This window comes from Runella salmonicolor (genome assembly GCF_024158025.1).
Lineage (GTDB): Bacteria > Bacteroidota > Bacteroidia > Cytophagales > Spirosomataceae > Runella > Runella salmonicolor.
Genome location: NZ_JAMZEL010000001.1, coordinates 1,247,587 through 1,272,497, shown reverse-complemented (window position 1 = coordinate 1,272,497; position 24,911 = coordinate 1,247,587). Strand labels below are relative to the sequence as shown.

Genomic DNA, 24,911 nt, shown 5'->3' with positions numbered 1-24,911 from the left:
ACTTTTGGAAATTTTAAGGTAAAGTACTCATTTGTGCCCGAAACTCCCTTGGCGTAATTCGGTGTATTTTTCTGAACGAACGGTTGAAATAAGAGATGTTGCTGTAACCACTCTCAAAGGCTACTTGCGTAATGGGTATGTCTGAATGTTGTAAAAGCTGACAAGCAAAGCCGACTCTCACTTCATTGATAAAATCGGAAAAAGTACGGTGCGTAAGCGACTTAAAAAAGCGACAGAAGGAGTGAAGTTGCAGGCCTGTTACCGAAGCGGCTTTTTCTAAGGTAATTTCTGTTCGAAAATTTTGTTGGATAAAATCCATTAATTGGGCTACTCGCCCTTGCGCGTCGTTGGAATAGGCCGACAATAAGGAGGCACCATTTAACCACACCAGCTCTTCGGAATCTAATAACAAGTCCAGAATTTGAATAAAAGAAGCTAATAAGGGTACGTTCTTTTGGTGAATCATATTTTGCAGAAGGCTTGTCATTGCTTCTTTTTTTGACCCTGTAATACTTATTCCCCTTGTAGATTGTTGAAAGAAGGATTTTACTGATTGGGTATCTATAAAAGGTTTTAAGTTTTCTACGACCTTAACGGGGTGGATATAAAGGGCAATTGAAACATCAGGGTTTTCACTATCTTCTAATTTAGGCTTTGAATACCAAACATGGGGTACCCGTGGCCCGACAAAGGTCAAATCTCCTGCTTCAAAATGTTCGATAGAGCCACCGATGATTCGCGTTCCTGCACCAGATCGTATATACACCAACTGACATTCATCGTGAAAATGAAAATCGGTAGCGAAGGCCGGGCGTATGATTTCTTTTGCCACAAAAAGAGTTTGAGAAGTGGCAAAATCGGGCAAAAGTGCGAAAGTAGGCTTCATGTTTTTGAGACAATTATCAGTTATGCAAATATAGTACATAAACATATCAACCCATTGTAGGCTTTTTCACTCATTATGGCCTTGTTTTGCGGTTATATTATGCATAATATAACTATTAAATATTTTTTTTATACTATGCAAAGAATAATATCTGTACAAAATTAACCTGTATTAACCTTATCCAATCCATGAAATGTCTTTACTGGTTTAACTCTACGTCAGATGGGGGTTTATATACCACCGTCGGCGACTCAAACAGCAAGCTCAGAAGTACTGCTAAATCAGCAGGTACTAAAACGTTACTCCTGTTGGTCAGCCTTTGGCTGTTGTTGGGAGGTCAGGGGGTATTTGCCCAAAACCGCCCGGTTTCAGGCACCGTATTTGACTCAGGAGGTGCGCCTTTGCCCGGAGCAAGTGTTCAGATAAAGGGTACGGCCGTAGGAGCCATAACCGACGTAAATGGAAAATACAACGTTCAGGCATCGAGTGGGTCCACTTTGGTATTCAGTTATATTGGTTACACGGCACAGGAGGTGTTGGTGGGAAGCAAAACTACCATTGATGTAAATTTAGTGCCAGCGGCTGAATCACTTTCGGAAGTGGTTGTGGTGGGCTACGGTGTTCAGCAAAAAGCCAATTTGTCGGGTTCAGTCTCAACGGTATCGGGCAAAGAGCTCACGGAGCGGCCCGTACCCAACGTGCAAAACCTTTTGCAAGGTAGGATTGCGGGCTTGGATATTATCCAGTCCACTGGAGAGCCGGGTCGGGACGATGCTTCTTACCAATTGAGAGGATTTGGTTCGTTTGGCGCTTCAAATGCCCCTTTGATTTTGGTCGATGGTATCATCGCTTCTATCAAAAACCTTTCCCCGCAAGACATTGAGAGCGTTACGGTGTTGAAAGATGCGGCCTCGGCCTCTATCTACGGTGCTCGTGCGGCCAATGGGGTGGTTTTGATTACGACCAAAAAAGGTAAAGCAGGCAAATCAGAAATAGAATATGCTGCAAGCTACGGGATAAGTGAAGCCACGAGAGTGCCTGAATTGATTACTAATTCTCCTATGTACATGGAAATGTACAACTCGGCTAGGGCCCGAAGCGGTCAAGCTCCCCTATATACACAGGCGCAAATTGATTTGTACAAAAACAATCCCAATAGTGAGCAATACCCCAATTTCAATTGGCTGGACTATGTACTGGACAAAGGGCCTATCAGAAATCACCACTTGGGATTTAGCGGAGGCAATGAAAAAACCTTATACAACATCTCATTCAATTATTTGAATCAGGATGCTATTACCAAAGGCTACAAATACAAGCGTTACAACGGACTGATTGACTTTTCGAGTCAGGTACATAAAAGAGTTCGGGTAGGTACTAACATTAACCTTTCCTTCCAAGATGCCAAAGCGCCGTGGCTTACCAACGACAACCTTCTTTTGTTGGCCTATGCTACTGCACCCACGTACGCGCCCTTTTTGCCAGATGGCAGCGGAAGAGTCACCAACCGAGATTTTGCGAGCAACGGAGGAGTCAATCGAAGTGTAGAAGAAGTCTATGCTACGGGTGGCCAATTTACAAAGACCTACAACGTGAACGCTCAGGCCTATGCCGAAGTTGAGATTTTGAAAGGGCTTAAATGGCTAAACAAAGCTGGGTTTACGTTCTTTAATGACCAATACAAAAACCGACAGTTTGGTTCGCCGTCGTACGCTTATCAGCCAGATGCTGCGGGCAACTATGTGCAGGTAGCCAATGGAAACCCAACTTTTTTTGGCCTCCAACAAAACGAAAGCCGCAACATTACCAAGACCTATTTCAGTACCTTAAATTACACCAAACAAATTGGAACAGAGCATAATTTAGGGGTTTTGGCGGGCTATGAGCAGCAGAATAATTTTACAGAAAACATATTGGGCAATCGGTTTGACTTTCCCAATACAAGTATCATGGTGTTGGATGGTAGCGGGGCCGTCAATCAGTCCACCGGCGGAGGTGCGTCGGAATGGGCCTTACAATCGTTTTTTGGACGGGCCAATTATGACTACAAAGGCAAGTATTTTCTGGAGGGCAACATTCGCCGCGACGGTTCCTCACGCGTGGCTCCTGATTATCGCTTTGGAATATTTGGAGGAGGCTCCGCCGCGTGGAGAATATCAGAAGAAGGATTCATCAAAAACTCGCTGTCTTGGGTGGATAATCTAAAATTGAGGGCTTCGTACGGTACTTTGGGAAATCAGGAAATCGGAAATTATCCGTACCAAGATGTTTTAAGCCTTACGGCATATCCGTTTAGCGGACTTAGTTCTGGCGCGGCCGTTACGCGATTGGTAACGAAAGATTTGAGATGGGAAAAGACGTCGATGTTAGATTTTGGACTGGACATTGATATATTTAAAGGGCTCTTTGGCGCTACGATCGACTGGTACAAGCGCAACACCACCGATATTCTTTCTCAACGCGCCGATTTGCCCAATAGTGTAGGTTTGGCCGCACCTATTGTCAATGCGGGAGCCATGGAAAACAAAGGTTTTGAAGTTGAGCTTAGACACAGAAAACGTTTCGGCGATTTCAACTACGGTGCCAGTGTCCTCTTTCACAGATACAGAAATAAAGTAACCAAAATCCTCGCTCCCACCTTGGGGACAATCGAAGTCGGCCAGCCTTACAACAATTTTTTTGTGTACGAATGGGCAGGTGTGTTCCAAAGTCAGGAAGAAATTAATACTTCTCCTAAGCAACCTTTGTCAGGAACCTTAAAACCAGGCGATTTGAAAATAAGAGATATAGATGGCAACGGCACCGTAGGACCAGAAGATCGAATTCGCATTAGCCGATTCCCCAATTATAACTATTCTTTTAATCTGAATGCTGGTTGGAAAGGATTTAGTGTAAGCGCGTTTTTTCAGGGTGTGCAGGGAATCAATACGCAGGTATCAGGTTGGGGCTACGAGCCTTTCCAGCAAGGTTCGGCACCTCCAGTTAAATTTCTCAATGCGTGGTCTCCTACCAATCCAAGCAATACCGTACCTGCTACTTACCTGACGGGTTACGCGGGGGTATCTGGATATACCTCTACCTATTTTATTCAGGATGCGTCGTATTTGCGCTTAAAGAACCTGTACCTCTCTTATACCCTTAATGAGCAAATTTTAAGTAAAATTAAATCGAAGGGTTTAACTGTTTATTTATCAGGCGATAACCTAATCACTTGGACGAAATACGAAGGAAATGACCCCGAGCGCGCTGGCTCCGGTAGATTTGCCCAATTCCCACAGTTGAAAATCTATACCGCTGGCCTAAGCATTAAGTTCTAAAGACAGGAGTCAAATTCACTTTCACTAAACTGTTACAAAAATGAAATTCAAAAATAAATACATAGCTTCTGCATTGCTGGGAATAATGGTACTCACTACCCATACTTCCTGCGATAAAGACTTCTTGGATAAAAATCCGCTCAATGCTATTTCAGGCCCTACTTTCTGGAAAACAGAAACAGACGTGCAAATGTCGCTTACGGCCGTATATCGGACATTACAAAATAACTTTTACGGCGCCCGTAAGCCTTTTTTAGATGCCTATTCCGACAATGCCTTAGACCGACATACTTTTTTTGGCTTTGGAAATTACACCATTGGGGTTATCAATCCTTCCAATGTCAATGCTGCCTTATACAATGTACCCTATTCGGGAATTGCTCAGTGTAATTATTTTCTGGACAACATTGATGGGGTAGCTGCGGTATCTCAAGCAAGTAAAGATGCTTACAAGGCCGATGTACGTTTTATTCGGGCCATGTACTATTTTGATTTGGTACAGTTTTTTGGCGATGTAGTGGTCTATAAAACAGCCCCCAAAACCGCCGAAGAAGCCAAAATTGCCAAAACCCCCAAAGCCGATGTACTGGCATTTGTGGTTGAAGAATTGGATTTTGCCATTTCAAAATTACCAGCCACCTCTTACTCAGGTCGTGCGGTGAAGGCATCGGCCCAAATGGTAAAAGCCCGAGTCAGGATGTATCAACAAAACTGGGCAGATGCGGCGGCGATTACCAAAGACATTATTGATTCTGGCAAATTTTCAATCTATCAGGGAGGATACGCCAATCTTTTTCTAACGACAACGCAGCAGAATAACCCAGAAATCATTTTTTCTACCAAATTTCTTGCCCCCAACAATCCACAAGGAGGAGAAGGGATGCTCGTGGAGCTTGGTTGGTACGGAGCCATTGCCCCCTATCGCAACCTCGTAGATGACTATGAAATGGCCAATGGTAAACCAATTACGGAGGCGGGCTCGGGCTACGATGCTGCCAACCCCTACAACAACAGAGACCCAAGGCTAAAAATGACCATTTTAGTGCCGGGCGATTCTTACAAAAACCCAGATGGCTCTACATTTGCCGTGACAGATCCATTGCTTACTGGTTTTAATCAAAAGAAGTACATGGATACTTCTAAGTTGCCTTGGGATAGATCTAAAATTACGGTTACCGACATGAACGTGGTACATACACGCTATGCCGAGGTGTTGTTGGCGTATGCCGAGGCTAAAAATGAAGTTTCAGGACCAGATGCCACTATCTACGATGCCCTCGATAAAATACGTACCCGCACCGGCGTAAACCTTCCCCCTGTGGACCGAACCAAATACAACTCCAAAGACTTGCTGAGAGAATTTATCCGTCACGAAAGGCGCATTGAACTGGCACTGGAAGGGCATCGCTATTTTGACCTGAAACGTTGGGGTGTGATGGCGGCAAAATTAGCTAATGTCAAAAATCCTGCGGGCGTAACGCTATCTTTTGGTGAAAAAAATAATGTGCTTCCTTTTCCCCAAAACGAATTGGATAGAAACAAGAGCTTGGTACAGAATGCAGGCTATTAACAGCGTGCATCTCAGTTGAAATGAGCGTTGGTGTTACTGATTTTGGAAGAAACACCAACGCTTTTATAAGTCCTTTTATTTGTTGTAACGTTCTGAAAGTAAAATAAATAGCTCTATTTAGCTTGTCTTACTGACTTGCCCTGCCGACTCCCATCGGTGTTCTCTCTACGATTAACACCTTTACGGAGTGTTACGACGGATTTTGCCTTTGGTCTACCCAATCCACTACCCACCATATCACCAACGGAACAATATGATGAAGTCAATTGTACTAATCTCACTGCAAATACTTCTGTTTTTTAGCGCGTTTGGTCAAATCCAACGCAATCGAATAGGGCTTCAATCTGAAAAAATACCTGTTCGCTGGGACGAAGGTCTGCCCCTCGGTAATGGCCTTATTGGCGAACTGATTTGGCAGAAAGAAGATAAACTGCGTTTTTCGCTCGACCACGCCGAACTCTGGGATATGCGCCCCATGCAGGAGCTGCACACCCCCGGCTTTAACTACAAGTGGGTCAAAGAACAAGTGCTTGCCGACAACTACGTGGCCGTTCAAAAAATAGGCGACCATCCCTACGATCGAGAGCCTGCTCCCAGCAAAATACCGGGTGCCGCCCTTGAGTTCGAGGTCAAAGATTGGGGCGGTGTAAAACAGACCACGCTGAATATCGAAACAGCAGAAGCAACCATCAGTTGGCAAAATGGCGTAAAAATGACCTCGTTCGTTCATGCCAAACAAAACATTGGCTATTTTAAATTTGAGAATCTTAATGAACTGAATTTGAAATTGTTGGCTCCGAAGTACGAAGGTAGTTCTGGCAATACCGTCGGTGGCCCCGTGGCTGGCGACGACTTGGCAAGGCTTGGGTATAAGCAAGGGGAAATAACTCAAAGTGGCCAGTCTTATCGCTATATTCAGCAGGGATGGGGAGGATTCTATTATGAAGTTTATGTAAAATGGAAGAAAATTAATCCTAAAACGATTGAAGGTTCTTGGGCCATTTCGGCCCATTATCCCAACAAGCCCCAACCAGAAGCCCAAAAAATAGTGGCTTTGGCTCCCAGTTACAGCGCGGCATGGCAGTCGCATCAGAGTTGGTGGACAAACTTTTGGGCAAAATCGTCATTATCGTTGCCCGATCCGGTACTCGAAAAACAATATTATCTTGAACTGTATAAATTTGGGAGTGCTGCCAGAAGCAATACGCCCCCTATTTCATTGCAGGCGGTTTGGACGGCCGACAACGGGCGTATTCCCCCTTGGAAGGGTGACTTTCACCACGATTTAAACACGCAACTCAGCTATTGGCCCGCTTACAGCGCCAACCACTTAGAAGAGGCCATGGGCTATCTTAATCACCTCGATCAAAACCGAGAACAATATAAAAAATATACGCAGTGGTATTTTGGGTCTGGCGGTCTCAACGTGCCAGGTGTAACCACGCTTTTGGGTGAGGAAATGGGAGGATGGATTCAATATTCGCTTTCGCCCACGGTATCGGCTTGGTTGGCGCAACATTATTATTTACAATGGAGATACAGCATGGACAAAGATTTCTTAAAAACTCGCGCCTACCCTTGGTTTAAAGAAGTGGCCCAACACCTCGAAGAAATTACGTACATCGATAAAAATGGCTACCGTCAGTTGCCTTTAAGTTCCAGTCCTGAAATTAATGACAATAAAAAGTCAGCTTGGTTTTTAGAAAATACCAATTATGATTTGGCTCTGATGCGGTTTTTGTTTGCGAAGGCAAACGAACTGGCACTTGAACTAAATCTACGAACCGAAGCCGAGCATTATTCTAAAATTATGAATCAGTTTCAGTCTTATCATTTGTCTGATAACAAAGAACTTAACTTTTCAAAAGACCTGCCATATAACCAATCTCACCGTCATTTTTCGCATCTGATGGCCATCCATCCACTGGGCGAAATTCGCTGGGAAAACGGAGCGAAAGACCAAGAAATTATTACAAATTCGCTCAAATTACTGGATAAAGTCGGCCCCGCTTGGTGGTGCGGCTATTCGTATGCGTGGGAGGGCAATCTGAAAGCCCGCGCCAAGGATGGTGAAGGGGCAGTGGCGGCCTTGACCGATTTTGCCACGGCCTTTTGCTCCACCAACTCCTTTCACCTCAACGGTGACCAAACCAAGTCGGGCAAATCAAATATGACGTATCGGCCCTTTACGTTGGAGGGGAATTTTGCCTACGCTGCTGGTATTCAGGAGATGCTTTTACAAAGTTATGCTGGACAAATTGAGGTTTTTCCGGCCATTCCCCAAAAATGGCAGCAAGCCTCGTTCAAAGATTTACGGGCCGAAGGGGCATTTTTGGTAAGTGCCCAGAAAATGAATGGCCTGGTTTCGAGCCTTGAAATAAAAGCCGAGAAAGGCGGAAAAGCAAAAGTCAAACTTCCTTTTAAAACCCATTCAATTGAGTTCAACAAAGGAGTAAAGGTGATTTCACAAAACGCCGAGTTTATGGAGCTGGCATTTGAAAAAAATGGAAGCATAAAAATCAAAAATGCCGCTAAAAAGTAAGTTTTTAACCCACTTTTCAGATTCGTTAACTTACTCATTATTTTTTTACCAATGAAGAAAATCCTTCTTATCGTTTTTCTCTTTGTCCACGTACATTTATCGGGTCAACAATTGGCTAAACCCTCTGATGTTCAGTACAAATGGCAGGAGCAGGGACGTATTATGTTTGTCCATTTTGGGGTGGCTACGTGGCTCGGCAAAGAGTACGACGAGACGGGTGAATTTGACATTTCCCGCATCAATCCTACCAACCTCGACACCGATCAGTGGTGTAGTGTGGCCAAGTCGTGGGGTGCAAAAGAAATCATTTTTGTGGCCAAACACGCGGGCAGTTTTTGCTGGTGGCCTACCTACACCACCGAGTATTGCGTCAGAAATATTCCGTGGAAAAACGGCAAAGGCGATGTCATCAAAGACTTGGCCAATTCTTGCAAAAAGGCGGGTCTGAACCTCGGTATCTATATTTATCCCGGTGATATCAAGTGGGGCGCGGGCCTTGGAAGTGGGGGAATTACCAAAGACCCTTCAAAACAGGAAGCCTACAATAAAATTTTCAGACAACAACTCACCGAGGTTTTGGCAAATTATGGCGACATGCTCGAAGTTTGGTTTGACGGCTCCTGTAAGGTACCTGTGAGCGATATTTTACAAAAATACGCCTCCAAAGCGGTCATTTTTCAAGGTTCAGATGCCACTATTCGTTGGCCCGGTACCGAAAGCGGTATTCTCCACTATCCCGTCTGGAATTCCCTCAAAGGGGAGGTCTTAAAATCAGGGGTGGCTACTCAATACGATGATGACCCCGACGGGGATGTTTGGGCACCGCTAGAAGCCGATGTCACTTTGTACAACCACAATTGGTTTTGGTCGCCAAAAAATGAAGCCAAACGCCGATCGGTGGACGAATTGATGGAAATTTATTATAAATCGGTTGGTCATGGTGGTACTTTATTGCTTAACTCCAACCCCGACACAACTGGCTTGATACCAGCAGGAGATGTAAAAAGGTACGCTGAATTTGGGGCAGAAATCAACCGAAGATTTAACCGTCCCTTGGCCGAAGTGAAAAACAAAACCTCTAACGAAGTAGCATTGGTGCTTACAAAACCTACCAAGGTAAACCACATCATCTTGAAAGAAGACTACCGACAGGGGCACCGAATTAGAAAATACGAACTGTGGGGATTGATAAAAAACAAATGGGAAAAATTGACAACAGGCAGCTCGGTAGGGGTAACAAAAATAGATTATTTCGACGATGTTGAACTTACGGCCATAAAGTTAAAAGTCACCGAAAACAAAGGTGCGCCCCTCATTAGGAGCATGGCAGCCTATTACGTTACGGATTTTGAACTCCCAAAATCGGAGAAAGAAGCCAAAGAGTACACTATTTTGCAGGAATGGGATACCAAAGACTTCGTAAACGGAAAAGGTCAAATGAGTATTGACTTAGGAAAGTTTATCACCGCACCGGGTCAATACGAAGTAATTTTTACCAATGCCGTCAGCGTGACGGGTATGTACGTTGAAAAAGCCGAACTCATTTTTGATAAAGACCCCAATACGCTTCAAGAATTTATTCAAAGAAAACGCAAGGAAAATGTGTTTTTTATCAATCGTACTGGCCAAATTGATGAAGGTACAAGTTCAATCCTGAATGTGGTGATGAGTTCAGACAATAGGTCGTTTCAGAATAAAGGTTTTGTGAAAATTAGAAAACGTTGACCAAGGCTGTTATTTTAAAGGGCAATGAAATACTAAAAATGGTTTAGTATTGGCGGTATTTTGTCCTTTATTTTAAACGATAAATTGATGTTAAGACTATTAATAATTCTCGGAATTAGCGTTGGGAGTCACTTATTAAGTGCGCAAAACCAACCAAATATTATCATTTTTTTTGTTGACGATATGGGTTGGCAAGACACCTCCGTACCCTTTTGGAAAGACAAAACGCCCATTAATCAGCGCTTCCATACCCCCAACATGGAGCGACTTGCCCGCAATGGCATGAAGTTTACCAATGCCTACGCCAATCCCGTCTGTACCCCGTCGAGGATAAGCCTCATGACGGGCATGAATGTAGCACGACACAATGTCACGAACTGGACGAACACCCAAAAAGACACCCCCACCGACTACCCCGACAGTCTGCTGAATCCCCCCAGCTGGAATCACAACGGTATGAGTCCCGTGGCGGGCATCGCCAAGACCGTTCATGCTACGCCTTTACCCCAATTGTTACGGCAAGCGGGTTATTTCACGCTCCACTGTGGCAAGGCGCATTTTGCCTCTTACGGAACCCCAGCGGCCAATCCACTGGCGATTGGTTTTGAGAAAAACATTGCCGGCACAGCCGCAGGACATCCGAGTAGCTTTTTAGGTGAAAAAAATTTCAGACGTACCCCCAACGACACCACTTGGGGAGTACGCGATTTAGAAAAGTATCACGGAAAAGATATATTTCTAACCGAGGCACTTACCCAAGAAGCGATTGCTGCCCTGAAAGAAAATCAGGTAAGTAAGAAACCCTTTTTTCTGTACATGTCGCATTATGCCGTTCATTTGCCATTTGATAAAGACGCGCGTTTTTACCAAAAATACATTGACCAAGGCCTAACCGATACCGAGGCGAGGTATTCGGCTTTGGTGGAAGGAATGGACAAGAGCTTGGGCGATATAATGGATTATTTGGAAACCAATAATTTGGATAAAAACACGTATATTTTATTTATTTCTGACAACGGTGGGTATAGTCTTCAGTTACGCAGCGGGGAAATACACAGCCAAAATCTACCTCTAAAACAAGGTAAAGGCTCTCTGTATGAGGGAGGTATTCGTGTACCTATGCTGGTGTCGGGGCCGAAGGTGGAGAAAAACAGCATTTCCAGTCAGTACGTATCCATTGACGATTTCTTCCCCACCGTCTTGGGTATGGCGGGCGTGACCAAATACACTACCATCCAAACCGTAGATGGCAAAAATTTACGGCCGTTTTTGGAAAATAAGAACAAACGCGACGAGAAAAAAATCCTTCTGTGGCATTATCCCAACAACTGGACCAACGTAAATTTTAAAGGCACGTCGTGGGGAAGCGCCATGCGCCAAGGTGACTGGAAATTGGTCTATTTACACAAAACCCAGACCTTAGAATTGTACAATTTGAAAAACGATATTGGCGAGCTGAACGACTTAGCAAAAGCCCAGCCCACAAAGCTGAAACAAATGGCTCAGCTATTGACCGATGAACTCAAAAAACGGAATGCACATCGCCCTACTTTCAAAGCCACGGGGCAACCCATTCCGTATCCTGACGGCGTAAAATGATGCTAATAAAACATTAATTGCAGCGTCAATGCTTCCAATAAACCACGAATCAATGAAAAACATCTTCCTTTTTCTTCTCACTATTTTGGGTTTAACAACGAAAGTTTGGGCTCAAAATAACGATTTTCCCAAACCTACGCTTTCCCAGATGGCTTGGCATGAAGCGGAAATCGGGGCGCTTATTAGTTATGATTTACACGTTTTTGATGGAAAAAATTACAACCAGGCCTACAATCGCATCACGCCCATTGAGGACATCAATGTTTTTAATCCGACCCAATTAGATACCGACCAATGGGTCAAAGCCGTGAAAGCAATGGGCGGCAAATTTGCCGTCCTGACTGCCACCCACGAAACAGGCTTTGCCCTTTATCAAAGCGACGTGAATCCTTATTGCATGAAAGCCCTGAAATTTCAGGAGGGTAAGGGTGATATAGTGCGTGATTTTGTCAATTCCTGTCGAAAATACGGTATTGCCCCTGGGATTTATCTCGGAATTCGGTGGAATTCGTTTTTGGGTGTCCATGATTTTAGGATTGAAGGCGAAAGCCAATTTGTTAAAAATCGGCAAATAGCCTACAAAAAAATGTGCGAAGGCATGGTCAAAGAACTCTGCACGCGCTACGGCGATTTGTTTATGATTTGGTTTGATGGCGGTGCCGACGACCCCACCAAATATGGAGCTGATGTATTGCCCATTGTTGAAAAATACCAGCGCAAATGCCTGTTTTACCACAATGCGCAGCGGGCAGATTTTCGTTGGGGGGGCTCCGAATCTGGCACGGTGCCTTACCCATGTTGGGCTACTTTTCCGTTCCCGTTTTCACATTCTGCGCAGAAAGAGATTGTTTTTAAAGACGATTTCAAACTCTTGAAAGAGGGCGATAAAGCCGGAAAATATTGGATGCCAGCCATGTCGGACGCACCACTGAGGGGGTATAATGGCCGCCATGAATGGTTTTGGGAGCCCAATGACGACGCGCATATCTTTCCACTAAAAAATTTGATGAATATGTATGAGCGGTCGGTGGGGCACAATTCGACCTTAATCGTGGGGCTTACGCCCGATGATAGAGGCTTACTTCCTGATGCTGATGTAAGACGCCTGACCGAATGGGGTGATGAAATCAAAAGCCGTTTTTCGAATCCCATTAAAACTACAAGCGGCGAAGGAACTGTTTTTGAGTTGAAATTAGACAAAAAACAGGCGGTCAATTATTTCGTTTTGCAAGAAGACATTACGCAAGGCGAGCGGGTAAGGGCTTTTAAAATTGAGGCAGAAATAAATAAAAAATGGAAAACCATCGCCGAAGGAACAAATATTGGCTACAAACATATTCGACCCGTTGACCCGATTGAAGGCGCAAAATTTCGCCTCACAATTATGCAAAGCACGGCACCGCCAAGATTAAAAAACGTTGGTATTTTCAATGTTATGACCAAGTAGTAATCGCACTTTATCTGTATGAAATTAACCTAATTCCATGTACATTCATTCTGTTGAAGTTCTTGATAAACGTTTTAAAATGGGCGAAGGAGCGGGTTCAGATGCAACCCACACCAACCCTCAGTATTCTTATGCCGTTTGTGTGTTAAAAACGGATACTGCTATGCAAGGAATAGGTTTGGCCTTTACCTTGGGGGCAGGCAATGACTTAGTGTGCAAAGCCATTCAATATTTATCGGTAAAATTAGTAGGGGCAGAAATCGAAGAGTTGATGGCCGATTTTGGTACAACTTACCGTGCATTGGCCGACGAGCCTTCGTTGCGGTGGTTGGGGCCGCACAAAGGCGTGGTTCATTTGGCGTTGGCGGCTATTGTCAATGCTTGCTTTGACCTGTGGGCCAAATCCCGACAAGTGCCGCTTTGGAAACTGCTGCTGGATTTGTCGCCCGAAGCACTGGTCAATACTCTAGATTTGAGCTACTTAGAAGATGAACTTACGCGCGAGCAAGCCATTCAATTACTCGATGAACAGTACAAAACGAGAGAAAATAGAAATGAGGTACTGACAACAGGCTACAAAGGCTACGATACGTCGGTAGGTTGGTTTAATTTTTCTGACGCGCTTATCGTTGAAAAAACAAAGCAAGCCCTCGATAAAGGTTTTACGGCCCTTAAACTCAAAGTGGGCTCATTTGACCCCCTTCGTGACTTACGGCGCGCGGCTTTGATTCGACAAACGGCGGGCGATGCCGCCACGATTATGCTGGATGCCAATCAAAAATGGAACGTACCGCAAGCATTGGATATTTGTCAACGGCTGGGTAGCATTAATCCTTATTGGATTGAAGAGCCCACACACCCCGACGATGTTTTTGGGCATCGGGTCATTGCTCAAGCCATTGCCCCGTTTAAAGTAGCCACGGGCGAACATATCCCCAATAAGGTGATTTTTAAGAACTTTTTGCAGGCGAAGGCCATGGATTTTTGTCAGGTAGATGTCGTACGCGTAGGGGGTGTCTCTGAGTTTCTGGCCATTAGTTTATTGTCAAAAAAGTTTAAGGTGCCTGTGCTGCCCCACGTAGGAGATATGGGGCAAATACACCAACATTTGGTGCTTTTTAATCACATCGGTATGGGGCATGAAAACCTGTTTTTAGAGCATATTCCGCATTTGCGACCCTATTTTGTGCATCCGGCCAACATCGTTGGAGGCTATTATCAAGTGCCGCAGGAAGCAGGTAGCAGCAGTGATTTGAAAATCTAATCCACCAAAAACATGACCGTATTGACCAATAAAGTGATTTTTCTCACAGGCGGTGCTTCGGGCATTGGCGAAGCCTGTGCCGAGGCGTATGCAAAAGCAGGTGCTCGGGTTTTGGTGATGGATAAAGATGAAGTTTCTTTAACTCAACTCATCGGTCGTTTGGGGAATGAACACGCTGGTTTCGTGGGTGATGTACAAAATGAAGCAGACGTAAAATCGGCCATTGAAACGGCCATTGCTCGGTTTGGTAAAATAGATGTCATTCACAACAACGCAGGGATTGCCCACCCTTCAAAATCGCTCGACCAAACCACCGAAAACGAATGGGATAGCCTATTTTCTATCAATCTAAAAAGTGTGTATTGGACTACCCGTTACGGTATTGCTTCCCTAAAAATGACCAAAGGTTGCATTTTAAACACCAGTAGCATGGTGGGTACCATTGGGCAGGAAAACCACGCGGCATACGTGGCTACCAAAGGTGGCATGAGTGCCCTGACCAAAGCGATGGCCTTGGATTATGCGCCGTTTGGGATTAGGGTCAACGCCATCTGTCCTGCTGGGGTTTGGACCCCCATGCTGCGCCAGTGGGCAACGCAACAGCCTAACCCGGAGGCTATTGAAAATTATCTGGACAATATTCACGCCTTGGGTTACTGCCCCGAAGGCGATGTCATTGCCGATGTGGCGGTGTTTTTGGTTTCTGAGGCCGCTCGGTTCATAACGGGCTGTATCATGCCCGTAAGCGGAGGGGCGGAATTGGGCTATAAAAAGTAAATGATATGAAAACACAAAGAACCTGTTTGGCCCTGGATTTGAAAGACGACGACGAGCTCATTGCCCAATACGAACATTTTCATCAACCTGAGCATATTTGGCCCGAAATCCCGAAGGGTATCAGAGCGGGCGGAATTGTGGATATGCAAATCTATCGCATCGGGACGCGGTTGTTTATGATTGTCGAAACCGAAGAAGGTATTGACCTGAATACGGCTTTTGAAGCCATTGGTAAAATGCCTCGACAACCAGAATGGGCGGCTTTTATGAATGGATTTCAACAACGATTGACCCAAGCCAAACCCCACGAACACTGGGCTGAAATGAAACCTATTTTTTTGTTAAATGAATGTCTGAAGTGAAAAACCGCCACCCATTTCTGATACCGCTTTTGGTCGTCATGAGCCTGATGTTTATCTGGAATTTGAGCCGAAACATCAACGATGTACTCATTCCACACCTCAAAAGAGCCTGTCAATTGACTGATTTTCAGTCATCTTTAGTGCAATCGGCTTTTTTTGGTGGGTATTTTTTGTTGGCCTTACCCGTGGGTCAATACATCCGACGGTTTGGGTATCGGGCGGGAATGATTACGGGGCTTTTGCTGGCGGCGGTGGGGGCATTTATATTTTTTCCAGCCGCCGAAACGCGCTTTTATCCACTTTTTTTGACGGCTTTGTTCATCATGGCCGCAGGTTTTACCTTTCTGGAAGTGACGGCTACGCCCTACCTCTCCATTTTGGGGGACCCCGAAAAAGCGTCAAGTCGGCTCAGTTTGGCGGCGGCGGTAGGCTCTATTGGCGCCACCATCGGCCCCTACATTGGAGCGGTGTTTTTGCTTCACGCCACTGATATTTCCGAAGCTACCGTTCAGCAGTTTAGCCCCAGCCAATTGGCAGATTATCTCAACGCCGAAGCCCAATTGGTCAAAATACCTTATTTGGCCTTAGGAACGCTTTTTTTGGTATTGGGCGCGGCATTGTTTTTTATTAAAATGCCTGATATTCAGGAAGAAGGTGAAGAAAATATTCGATTAAGGGCCATTATTAAATATAAGCATACGGTGCTGGGAGCATTGGGCGTATTTTGTTATTTAGGTGCTGAGGTGGGTATTGTTAGTTTTTTGATTCGTTATGCCAAGTCATTAGAAATTAATGAATTAGGCGAACAGAAAGCTGCTTTGTTTATCACTCTCTTCATGGCTTTGGTATTGGTCGGACGGTTGGCAGGGGCCTATTTTTTGCAAAAAGTAAATCCTTCTAAAATGTTGATGGCCTGTGCATTAGGGGCAATTGCGCTGGTGGCACTGGCAATTTTAAGCACGGGTTATCTTTCGATTTTATCGCTTTCGGTGGTGGGGCTTTTTACGTCGGTCATGTACCCCATCTTGTTTACATTGAGCATCAAAAATTTGGGTGCTTACACCAAAACAGGTTCGTCGTTGATTATCATGAGCATTGTAGGTGGTGCCATTGTACCGCCGCTCATGGGGCTTATTTCTGATATGTACAGCATTCGCTTTGCCTTTGTGTTACCCATTTTGTGTTATGCTTACATTTTGTATTACGCCCAAAAAGGCCATATTATCAAGTAATTAAACTCCCTCTTTTAATGAAAAAGCTATCTGTAATTCTTTTGCTTAGCCTGATTGCATTTCAGGGAATTAGCCAAACGAACATTTCCAAACAGCAGCGTTTGCAATGGTGGCAAGATGCCAAAATGGGTTTGTTTATCCACTGGGGACCTGTTTCGTTGATTGGTAAAGAAATCAGTTGGTCGCGCAATGGCTACGGTAAAAGCAAGTACGATTCGTTGTATTTGAGATTTAATCCCAAGCAATTCAACGCCAGAGAGTGGGTGAAGTTGGCCAAAGCGGGAGGAATGAAGTATTTGGTTTTGACTTCAAAACACCACGACGGATTTTGCCTCTTTGATACCAAAACGACGCCTTACAACATCATGAACAGCCCTTTCGGACGGGATGTTTGTAAAGAACTCGCCCAAGCTGCCCACGAAGCAGGAATGCCCATTGGCTGGTATTTTTCGGTTGCCGACTGGAAAGACCCTGATTGTCGCAACCCCAAAACGAATGATATTTTTGCCGATCGGGTGGAGCAACAAGTACGTGAATTGTTGACGAACTACGGCAAAATCAGTTTGTTATGGATAGATTACGAAGGCGCACCCAGCCCGATTCACCCCAAACGAGTGTTTGATTTGGCGCGTACTTTACAGCCCGAAATCATCATTAACAATCGGCTCGAACCCTTCAATCCCGACGAATCGCACGCAAGGGTAGGGGCTTATGCCGACTATGCTACGCCCGAAGGTTTTGTGGCGGGCTACGGTGCCGTGCCTTGGGAAACATGCACCAACATGGGGCATCAGTGGGCGTGGCGATTCAACGATACGCCGCGTAGTTTGAAAGAATCGCTGCATACGTTGCTGCGTTGCGTGGGTGGAAATGGCAATCTTTTGTTCAACATCGGCCCCGACAGTTCGGGCGTTTTTCCACCCAATTTTGTAGCACGGGCAACCGAAATGGGCAATTGGCTGAACAAAAACGCGGAAGCCGTTTACCAAACCAAAGGGGGAATTTATACCCCCTCAAAAGACTACGTTAGCTCGTACCGAGGCAACAAACTGTATCTGCATCTGTTGAACAACACAGGCGACGAAATCAAGCTCCCACCCATGGCAGCCAACGTCAAAAAAGTGTCTTTTTTGAATGGAAATGCCATTCCCTTTACGCAAAGTAAGGCGGATATTACTTTAAAAATACCCCAAAACGGGCGTGATTCTATCGCTACCATTGTGACGATTACGCTGGATAAACCCGCTGCTCAATTGGGGCAAATTATCCCGTTTACAACCACTAATTCATTGGCTTACGGCAAAAAAGCGACGGCTTCGAGTGCGTTGGGGCAGTTTTTACACGACCCATCAGCCGCTTTTGACGACAATCCCGCTACTTTTTGGAAAATGGGGCGGCGTACCGACGTAGATTTTGAAGCGTATTATGGAAAAGACGTGCATTATCAGACAGAAGCGGCTTTCAATTTGTTTCAGAACAAAGGTTGGCTGGAAGTAGATTTGGGTACAAAACAAACGGTTAAGCAGCTTAAAGTGAGTGAATTGGTTTATCAAAAGTCTCAGATAAAACGCTTTGAAATTCAGTATGAAAAAGACGGACAATGGCTGACGCTGGCGCAAGATGAAAAAATGGGCAATTGGAGCAAAGATATTAGCCCCGTAACAGCCCAAAAGTTTCGTTTGGTGATTTTAGATTCCTACGGTTTTGCAGGAGTTAGGGAGTTTCAGCTGTTTTGATTTTTGGCACGAGTAAAGCCGTGGTATACATTGTACTCTATTTAACTTCAACTCATTGAAAAATTGCATGGCTAAAACAATTAACTTTTTGATGATTTTACTGGTTTTCAGTCGTTTACAGGCTCAAGAAAAAGTTTTGTTTTTGGTGGCAGGGCAAAGCAACGCCGTGGGAGTAGGCGACAGTGCCCAATCGGCTAAGTGTATGCTTGAAACCGCCTTTGAATACCGATTTTCTAATGACACACTCTTGCATTTACAAGACCCTGTAGGAGCAAATGAATTAAAATTTGGCGCTGCTACCACGGGCAGTATAGGCCCCGCATTTGCCAAAACATACGCAGAATTGAGTACAAAACAGGTTGTTATAGTCTCAGCGGCCAGAAGTGGAGCATCGTGCCATCAAAAAGCGGAGCTTGATAATTATGGGACGTGGGATGATACAGGACGCTTACAGCTTTTTGAAAATGCGGTGCTGAAAACCCAAAATGCGATTGAAAAAACTGGGGTAAAATTAAGCGGAATTATCTGGCTACAAGGCGAAAGAGATGCCAATGCCATGAATGCCCAACAACTGACTGCTCAAGAATACGAGGCGGCTTTAACAAAGGTGATTCAACGTTTTAGGGACAAATTTGGTGAGAAAGTAGGCTTTTATATCGTCCAGACTGGTTATTATACAGGCCATCCACAATCGGGGTTTGAGCAAGTACGATTAGCCCAAAAAAATGTAACCCAGCGTTTGAAAAACACCCACGTTGTTTATGAAAATACCCATTTATTCAAAGAAAAAAACTGGTTATACGACGTCATTCACTACAATCAAACGGCCCTGAATGATATTGGCGAGGCGGCGGCAAAGTATATTTTAACCCACCCAATTAAATGAGATTAATAGTAAAGATATTTTTCCTGTCATCGCTGGTTATTTACCAAGCCGTGGCTCAAAGCAGTTTTGACGTGTCGCAGTACAACGTTGTTTGGTCAAAACAAAGTGCTAATTCTTCAGAATCAATGCCTTGTGGTGGAGGGGATATTGGCCTCAACGTGTGGACGGAGAAGGACGAAATTTTCTTCTATTTATCACGCAGTGGGGCATTTGACGAAAACAACGTATTTCCCAAATTTGGGCGTGTTCGTTTACGCATTACCCCCAATCTCTTTCAAAATGCCACTTTTAAGCAAGAATTGAAGCTAAATGAAGGCTACGTAGAAATTTCTTCGGTAAAAAATAGGAAGAAAGTGCTGGTTAAAATTTGGGTGGATGTGTTCAAGCCCGTGGTGCACGTAGAAACCGAAAGCGACGAAAAATTGAAAGTGGAAGCGTGGTACGAAAACTGGCGCGACAAAGACCTCACTTGGACGCAGGCAGGGCAAACTAAGGCGAGTTTAGCTTTCAGAGATGCCCCGTTTCAGGCGGTGGTGCGCAAGGATTCCGTAAAATTTGAAGGCCCCAATGTGCTTTGGTACCACCGCAACCGTGACGAGTCGGTTTTTGATTTTACGGTCAAACAACAAAAATTAGATTCTGTAAAAAATCAATTGTGGAATCCCCTCAAAAACCTAACTTTTGGCGGTTGGATGGGCGGCAATAATTTCAAAAGTGCAGGAATCAGTCAAGGCAAATACGTCGATACGGAGTTTACAGCGTGGAAATTAGAGAGCAAACAAGCGGCGCGAAAACAAGAGCTGCAAATTGTCTTACACATAGCCACTACCGAGACGATTGCGCAGTGGAAGGCGGGTTTGGAACAAATAATTCAGTCTTCAAAAGAAACTCAAGTTGCTGATTTTGAGGCTACTAAAAAATGGTGGAATGCTTTTTGGCAGCGAAGTCATATTGCCATCAACAGTCCTCAAAAAGACAGTAGTTCGGTGGCGTGGCAAGTAGGGCGCAACTACAATCTCTTTCGGTATCAATTGGGATGCAACGCCTACGGTACTTATCCCACTAAGTTCAACGGGGGCATGTTTACGTTTGACCCATCTTTCACGGACAAAAATGCACCTTTTACCCCCGACCACCGCGATTGGGGCGGCGGAACGCATACCGCCCAAAACCAACGTCTGGTGTACTTCCCGATGTTCAGAAGTGGCGATTTTGATATGCTACCCTCCCAACTCAACTTTTATCTGAGGGCCTTAAAAAATGCCGAAACCCGTACAAGAGTGTATTGGGGGCACAAGGGCGCATCATTTACTGAGCAGTTGGAGCAGTTTGGGTTGCCGCTCGCTACTTCTTACGGCTGGAAACGCCCCCAAAACTTCCCCGCTGGCATTGAGTATAATTACTGGTTGGAATACCTCTGGGACACCCAAATGGAGTTTTGCCTGATGATGCTCGACTTGGAAAAATACAACAACGAAGACATCAGCAAATACCTGCCGTTTGTGGAAAGTTGCGTTACTTTTTTCTACGAACATTATCAATGGGAAGCCACCACCCGCAGTAGAAGCGCCTTTGCCGACGACGGTAAACTTATTTTTTTTCCATCAACGGGCGCAGAAACCTACAAAATGGCCTACAATTCTTCTTCGACCATTGCAGGATTGTACAGCATTACGAAGCGTTTGACCGAACTGTCGGATAAGTACCTTTCGCCCGAAAAGAGAAAACACTACGAGAAAGTGCTGAAAAGCATTCCCGAAATACCGTTGAAAGAAAAAAACGGCCACCTGACCATTGCCCCTGCCGAGGCGTGGGGGCGTATCAATAATCAGGAACTGCCCCAACTGTACCCCGTTTATCCTTGGGGAATGTTTGGTATCGGCAAACCCAAGCTCGATATTGCCATCAATACTTGGAAGTACGGAGCCGACCTCCCCATTCAGAAAAATCACATCAGTTGGCACCAAGACGCTATTTTTTGTGCAAGATTGGGCTTGACGGAAGAAGCCGCCGAGATAACCGTCAAAAAACTGAAAAATGCCCCGCGAAGATACCCCACTTTTTGGGGCCCAGGCCACGATTGGGTTCCCGACCACAATTGGGGTGGTTCGGGCATGATTGGTTTGCAGGAAATGCTCCTCCAAACCCCCGATGATAAGCTGTATCTCTTTCCTGCCTGGCCTAAAAACTGGGATGTACAGTTCAAACTGCACGCCCCTGCCAACACGACCATCGAAGGGGAGTTGAAGGACGGAAAAGTACTTTCGCTCAAAGTGACCCCTGAATCACGGGCCAAAGATGTGATTTTAATGATTAAATAAGGCCACATGAAACTTTATCAAGGGATGCTGCTCATTTTGTTGAGTAGCTTTATTTCAAACGTTTTTGGACAATCCTCAAAAGAGAGCCATTGGGGTTCAACGCCGCAGAGGGATTTGAGTGCGATGGCGCAACCCATTCCTTCCCAAAACAGTTTTATCGATAGCCTCTACAACATTTGGTGTGGCTCAGTGGTCAAGGGGAAAAACGGGAAGTTTTACATGCTCTATAGCCGTTGGCCGCGTGACAAAGGCCACGAAGCGTGGATAACTCATTCCGAAATTGCCTTGGCTCGGGCAGACCGACCCGAAGGCCCGTATCGTCACGTCAAAGTGGTTTTTCCTGCGCGGGGCAACCAATTTTGGGACGGTGTTTGTACCCATAACCCCGCCGTGATTGTCTATAAGAACAAATTTTACCTCTACTACATGGGCTCTACGGGCAAATCGTACGTGAAGCCCCATAGCTCTTACGAAAACCCTAATTGGTGGGAATACCGTAACAATCAGCGCATTGGCGTAGCCGTAGCCGACGACCCCGAAGGCGAATGGACCCGATTTGCTCAACCGATTTTGGACGTAAGCGCCGACTCTACCGCCCACGACGCACTCATGGTTTCAAACCCCGCCATTACGGTTGATGACAAAGGCCGATTTATTTTGGTTTATAAACAAGTCGAGAAAAACGGTACTATTCGAGGTGGAAGGGTACGTTTTGGAGTGGCCTTTTCTAATGCCCCCACGGGTGCGTTTGTAAAGCACCCGCAACCCATTTTTGAAGCCGAAAAGGGGAGTAAAGAATGGATGGTGGCCGAAGACCCCTATTTGTGGCATCAGCAGGGCGTGAACTACGCCATTGTACGGGACGTAGTGGGAAAATTCACGGGTGAAAGCGGGGCATTGGCCTTGATGATTTCAACCAACGGTTTCGATTGGCAACCTGCCGCCTACCCCAAAGTGCTTTCAAAAACTGTTTTTTGGGAAAATGGAAAGCCGCTAGATGATAAGCTCGAACGACCTTGTCTGTACATGGAAAAAGGCGTTCCGAAACTGTTGTTTGGAGCAATGGGTATTAACAAACGCAAACACTCCATGAACGTGGCTGTACCTTTAAAATACAACCTAAAATAATGAGTAAACTTCTGATTGTTAGTATTTTGTTTGGGATGCTAAACGCAAATGCCCAAGACCTTAATTTTACACAAATGATTCAACCCGTGCCGCAATCAGCCAAGTTTGAAGACAAAGGCTACATGGTTTGGTGCGGAAGTATGGTGAAAGGTGACGACGGCAAATACTATCTTTTTTATAGCCGATGGCCCCAAAGCAAAAAGCATTTGGCTTGGGCCACCGACAGCGAGGTAGCGGTGGCCGTATCCAATGCACCCGCGGGGCCATACAAATTTGCCAAGGTGATTTTACCCAAACGAGACAAAAAGTATTGGGATGCCGACGTCACCCACAACCCCACGATTCATAAGTTTGGAAACAAATACTACCTCTACTACATGGGCAATTACGGCAATGGTGAGTGGTGGGACCACCGCAATCATCAGCGTATTGGCGTAGCTGTGGCCGATTCACCTTTGGGTCAATGGAAACGCAGCGATAAACCCTTGGTGGACACCACCACCAACGCTTTCGACCATTTATTGACCAACAATCCTTCTGTGGCTCAACGGCCCGACGGAACATTTCTGATGGTCTATAAAGGCGTCAGCAACGGTAAAATGCCTTTTGGCGGGCGGGTGCTGCACGGCGTAGCAATTGCCAACCGCCCCGAAGGTCCTTTTGTAAAGCAACCCAAACCCGTTTTTGTCAAAGATACCGTCAAATTTGCCGCCGAAGACCCTTATATCTGGTTTCAAGAAGGGAAATATTGGGCCATTGTTAAAGACATGAAAGGCGTTTTTACCAACGCTGGTACGAGCCTTGCCCTGTTTGAGTCGCTGGATGGGTTGGACTGGAAACCCGCCAAAAATATCCTTGTTTCTACGTTGGAAATCCCTTGGGAAAGTGGAACAGAAAAAGTGGGGAAACTCGAACGGCCCCAATTGTATTTTGAAAATGGTAAGCCAAAAATTCTTTTTTGTGCCGTTTATATCAGCGACACGGTGAATTATAACGTGGCCATACCCCTTAAAAATTGAGTGGCAAAAGTGGTTGGAATACGGCTGAATGTACCATTTGTTAACTCGACCCCCGTACCAACAATTCGGTTTTCAATACCCGATATATTGGCTTCCACTCGGAAGCATCTGAGTTGATTTGGTCCAGCAATAGCTGTGCCGCTACTTGCCCAATTTGGTGGGTCGGTTGTGCTACGGTGGTGAGGCGGGGCTCAATGAGTGTAGAGCCATAGTTGTTGCTAAACCCCACAACGGCAATCTCTTCGGGTATTTTGAGACCTTTGGCTTTCATAAAAATCATGGCTTCAAAGGCCGTGGGGTCGTTGATGGTGAAAAGGGCATCGGGTGGCTCGGGCAGGTCGAGTAGGTGTTTGATATAAATTTTGACTTTTTCCAAATTGAGGTCGTAATCAAGAATCAGGCCTGGGTCAATCGCTTGATTGTATTTTCGCAAAGCGTCTTTATAACCTTCCAAACGCTTTTTACTTACGTGGAGTGAAGTAGGCCCGCCCAAGTGTGCAATGCGTTTTCTGCCCGTCAGGATGAGGTGTTCTACGGCTTTAAAAGCCCCTTCGTAATCGTCCACCACCACCTTCGGAACTTGCATATCGTCACACACCCGATTGAAAAACACAATCGGAATTCCTTTTCGTTGAAAAACTTTAAGGTGGTCATAATTTCGCGTTTCTCGCGTCAAAGACACCAACACGCCATCCACCCGATTGTCGAGCATTACTTTGGCATTGGCGACTTCGGTTTCGTAGCTTTCGTTCGACTGACTGATCAGCACATTATACCCCGCCTGCGAAGCCACTTCCTGTGCCCCCATAATCACCATTGGAAAAAATGACGTAACAAATTCGGGTACGATAATGCCAATCGTATGGCTTTGACTCGACATGAGGTTAATGGCCAACATGTTGCGTTGGTAGTCGAGTTCGTTGGCCAATTTCAACACCGCCTCTCTGGTTTTTTCGCTTACGCTTGGATGCCCCGTGAGCACTCTTGATACCGTTGATTTTGAAATATTCAACTGCCGTGCTATATCAATGATGGTGATTTGGTGCTTTTTCATTTATTGTATTATTTTAATTTAAAGTCTAAGCTGTGTTATTTGTTGG

At 45.2% G+C, this 24,911-nt stretch carries 17 protein-coding genes; 15 read left to right on the top strand and 2 right to left on the bottom strand.

All coding sequences use genetic code 11. The features are described from left to right. Positions 1-13 precede the first annotated feature (13 nt). Complete coding sequence (locus tag NCI00_RS05155) at positions 14-886, bottom strand: AraC family transcriptional regulator (RefSeq protein WP_253525692.1); 873 nt, start codon at positions 884-886, stop codon at positions 14-16. Between the two features lie 188 nt (positions 887-1,074). Between NCI00_RS05155 and NCI00_RS05150 the strand changes: the two genes are divergently transcribed. The 15 genes from NCI00_RS05150 (at position 1,075) to NCI00_RS05080 (ending at position 23,811) form a co-directional block, all read left to right on the top strand. After that, positions 1,075-4,203 (top strand): SusC/RagA family TonB-linked outer membrane protein, encoded by a 3,129-nt coding sequence (locus tag NCI00_RS05150; protein WP_253525690.1) that lies wholly within the window; start codon positions 1,075-1,077, stop codon positions 4,201-4,203. Positions 4,204-4,243: 40 nt separating this feature from the next. After that, complete coding sequence (locus NCI00_RS05145) at positions 4,244-5,773, top strand: RagB/SusD family nutrient uptake outer membrane protein (protein ID WP_253525688.1); 1,530 nt, start codon at positions 4,244-4,246, stop codon at positions 5,771-5,773. A 253-nt stretch (positions 5,774-6,026) separates the two neighbouring features. Then, positions 6,027-8,315, top strand: coding sequence for a glycosyl hydrolase family 95 catalytic domain-containing protein (locus NCI00_RS05140; protein WP_253525685.1), 2,289 nt, complete (start codon positions 6,027-6,029; stop codon positions 8,313-8,315). Between the two features lie 51 nt (positions 8,316-8,366). Further along, entirely contained in the window at positions 8,367-10,040 is a 1,674-nt protein-coding gene (locus NCI00_RS05135; protein ID WP_253525683.1) for an alpha-L-fucosidase, read from the top strand. 87 nt (positions 10,041-10,127) lie between these two features. Then, positions 10,128-11,639 carry a sulfatase gene (locus NCI00_RS05130; protein WP_253525681.1) on the top strand — a complete coding sequence of 504 codons (1,512 nt, stop codon included), beginning with the start codon at positions 10,128-10,130 and terminating at the stop codon, positions 11,637-11,639. Positions 11,640-11,691: 52 nt separating this feature from the next. Next, positions 11,692-13,086 carry an alpha-L-fucosidase gene (locus NCI00_RS05125; RefSeq protein WP_253525679.1) on the top strand — a complete coding sequence of 465 codons (1,395 nt, stop codon included), beginning with the start codon at positions 11,692-11,694 and terminating at the stop codon, positions 13,084-13,086. Between the two features lie 37 nt (positions 13,087-13,123). Next, positions 13,124-14,350 carry an enolase C-terminal domain-like protein gene (locus NCI00_RS05120; RefSeq protein WP_253525676.1) on the top strand — a complete coding sequence of 409 codons (1,227 nt, stop codon included), beginning with the start codon at positions 13,124-13,126 and terminating at the stop codon, positions 14,348-14,350. A gap of 12 nt (positions 14,351-14,362) precedes the next feature. Next, the gene (locus NCI00_RS05115; RefSeq protein WP_253525674.1) at positions 14,363-15,127 is read left to right on the top strand and encodes an SDR family NAD(P)-dependent oxidoreductase; all 765 of its coding nucleotides are present in this window, start codon (positions 14,363-14,365) and stop codon (positions 15,125-15,127) included. A 5-nt stretch (positions 15,128-15,132) separates the two neighbouring features. Next, complete coding sequence (locus NCI00_RS05110) at positions 15,133-15,489, top strand: L-rhamnose mutarotase (RefSeq protein ID WP_253525672.1); 357 nt, start codon at positions 15,133-15,135, stop codon at positions 15,487-15,489. Then, on the top strand, positions 15,477-16,721 hold the full coding sequence (fucP, locus tag NCI00_RS05105) for an L-fucose:H+ symporter permease (RefSeq protein WP_253525670.1): 1,245 nt from the start codon (positions 15,477-15,479) through the stop codon (positions 16,719-16,721). The genes NCI00_RS05110 and fucP overlap by 13 nt, the downstream gene beginning before the upstream one ends. A gap of 17 nt (positions 16,722-16,738) precedes the next feature. After that, the gene (locus tag NCI00_RS05100) at positions 16,739-18,457 is read left to right on the top strand and encodes an alpha-L-fucosidase (RefSeq protein WP_253525668.1); all 1,719 of its coding nucleotides are present in this window, start codon (positions 16,739-16,741) and stop codon (positions 18,455-18,457) included. A 67-nt stretch (positions 18,458-18,524) separates the two neighbouring features. Next, positions 18,525-19,343 (top strand): sialate O-acetylesterase, encoded by an 819-nt coding sequence (locus tag NCI00_RS05095; protein ID WP_253525665.1) that lies wholly within the window; start codon positions 18,525-18,527, stop codon positions 19,341-19,343. Further along, positions 19,340-21,664 carry a DUF5703 domain-containing protein gene (locus tag NCI00_RS05090; RefSeq protein ID WP_253525662.1) on the top strand — a complete coding sequence of 775 codons (2,325 nt, stop codon included), beginning with the start codon at positions 19,340-19,342 and terminating at the stop codon, positions 21,662-21,664. The genes NCI00_RS05095 and NCI00_RS05090 overlap by 4 nt, the downstream gene beginning before the upstream one ends. A gap of 6 nt (positions 21,665-21,670) precedes the next feature. Beyond that, entirely contained in the window at positions 21,671-22,792 is a 1,122-nt protein-coding gene (locus tag NCI00_RS05085) for a glycoside hydrolase family protein (protein ID WP_253525659.1), read from the top strand. Then, positions 22,792-23,811, top strand: coding sequence for a glycoside hydrolase family protein (locus NCI00_RS05080; RefSeq protein ID WP_253525656.1), 1,020 nt, complete (start codon positions 22,792-22,794; stop codon positions 23,809-23,811). The genes NCI00_RS05085 and NCI00_RS05080 overlap by 1 nt, the downstream gene beginning before the upstream one ends. Positions 23,812-23,851: 40 nt before the next feature. On the opposite strand, the gene NCI00_RS05075 is transcribed toward NCI00_RS05080, so the two are convergent. Continuing rightward, entirely contained in the window at positions 23,852-24,865 is a 1,014-nt protein-coding gene (locus tag NCI00_RS05075) for a LacI family DNA-binding transcriptional regulator (RefSeq protein WP_253525654.1), read from the bottom strand. Between the last annotated feature and the right edge of the window lie 46 nt (positions 24,866-24,911).

Coding starts and splice junctions, on each gene's coding strand:
- NCI00_RS05155 (WP_253525692.1), bottom strand. CDS start 886: ATGAAGCCTACTTTCGCACTTTTGCCCGATTTTGCCACTTCTCAAACT.
- NCI00_RS05150 (WP_253525690.1), top strand. CDS start 1,075: ATGAAATGTCTTTACTGGTTTAACTCTACGTCAGATGGGGGTTTATAT.
- NCI00_RS05145 (WP_253525688.1), top strand. CDS start 4,244: ATGAAATTCAAAAATAAATACATAGCTTCTGCATTGCTGGGAATAATG.
- NCI00_RS05140 (WP_253525685.1), top strand. CDS start 6,027: ATGATGAAGTCAATTGTACTAATCTCACTGCAAATACTTCTGTTTTTT.
- NCI00_RS05135 (WP_253525683.1), top strand. CDS start 8,367: ATGAAGAAAATCCTTCTTATCGTTTTTCTCTTTGTCCACGTACATTTA.
- NCI00_RS05130 (WP_253525681.1), top strand. CDS start 10,128: ATGTTAAGACTATTAATAATTCTCGGAATTAGCGTTGGGAGTCACTTA.
- NCI00_RS05125 (WP_253525679.1), top strand. CDS start 11,692: ATGAAAAACATCTTCCTTTTTCTTCTCACTATTTTGGGTTTAACAACG.
- NCI00_RS05120 (WP_253525676.1), top strand. CDS start 13,124: ATGTACATTCATTCTGTTGAAGTTCTTGATAAACGTTTTAAAATGGGC.
- NCI00_RS05115 (WP_253525674.1), top strand. CDS start 14,363: ATGACCGTATTGACCAATAAAGTGATTTTTCTCACAGGCGGTGCTTCG.
- NCI00_RS05110 (WP_253525672.1), top strand. CDS start 15,133: ATGAAAACACAAAGAACCTGTTTGGCCCTGGATTTGAAAGACGACGAC.
- fucP (WP_253525670.1), top strand. CDS start 15,477: ATGTCTGAAGTGAAAAACCGCCACCCATTTCTGATACCGCTTTTGGTC.
- NCI00_RS05100 (WP_253525668.1), top strand. CDS start 16,739: ATGAAAAAGCTATCTGTAATTCTTTTGCTTAGCCTGATTGCATTTCAG.
- NCI00_RS05095 (WP_253525665.1), top strand. CDS start 18,525: ATGGCTAAAACAATTAACTTTTTGATGATTTTACTGGTTTTCAGTCGT.
- NCI00_RS05090 (WP_253525662.1), top strand. CDS start 19,340: ATGAGATTAATAGTAAAGATATTTTTCCTGTCATCGCTGGTTATTTAC.
- NCI00_RS05085 (WP_253525659.1), top strand. CDS start 21,671: ATGAAACTTTATCAAGGGATGCTGCTCATTTTGTTGAGTAGCTTTATT.
- NCI00_RS05080 (WP_253525656.1), top strand. CDS start 22,792: ATGAGTAAACTTCTGATTGTTAGTATTTTGTTTGGGATGCTAAACGCA.
- NCI00_RS05075 (WP_253525654.1), bottom strand. CDS start 24,865: ATGAAAAAGCACCAAATCACCATCATTGATATAGCACGGCAGTTGAAT.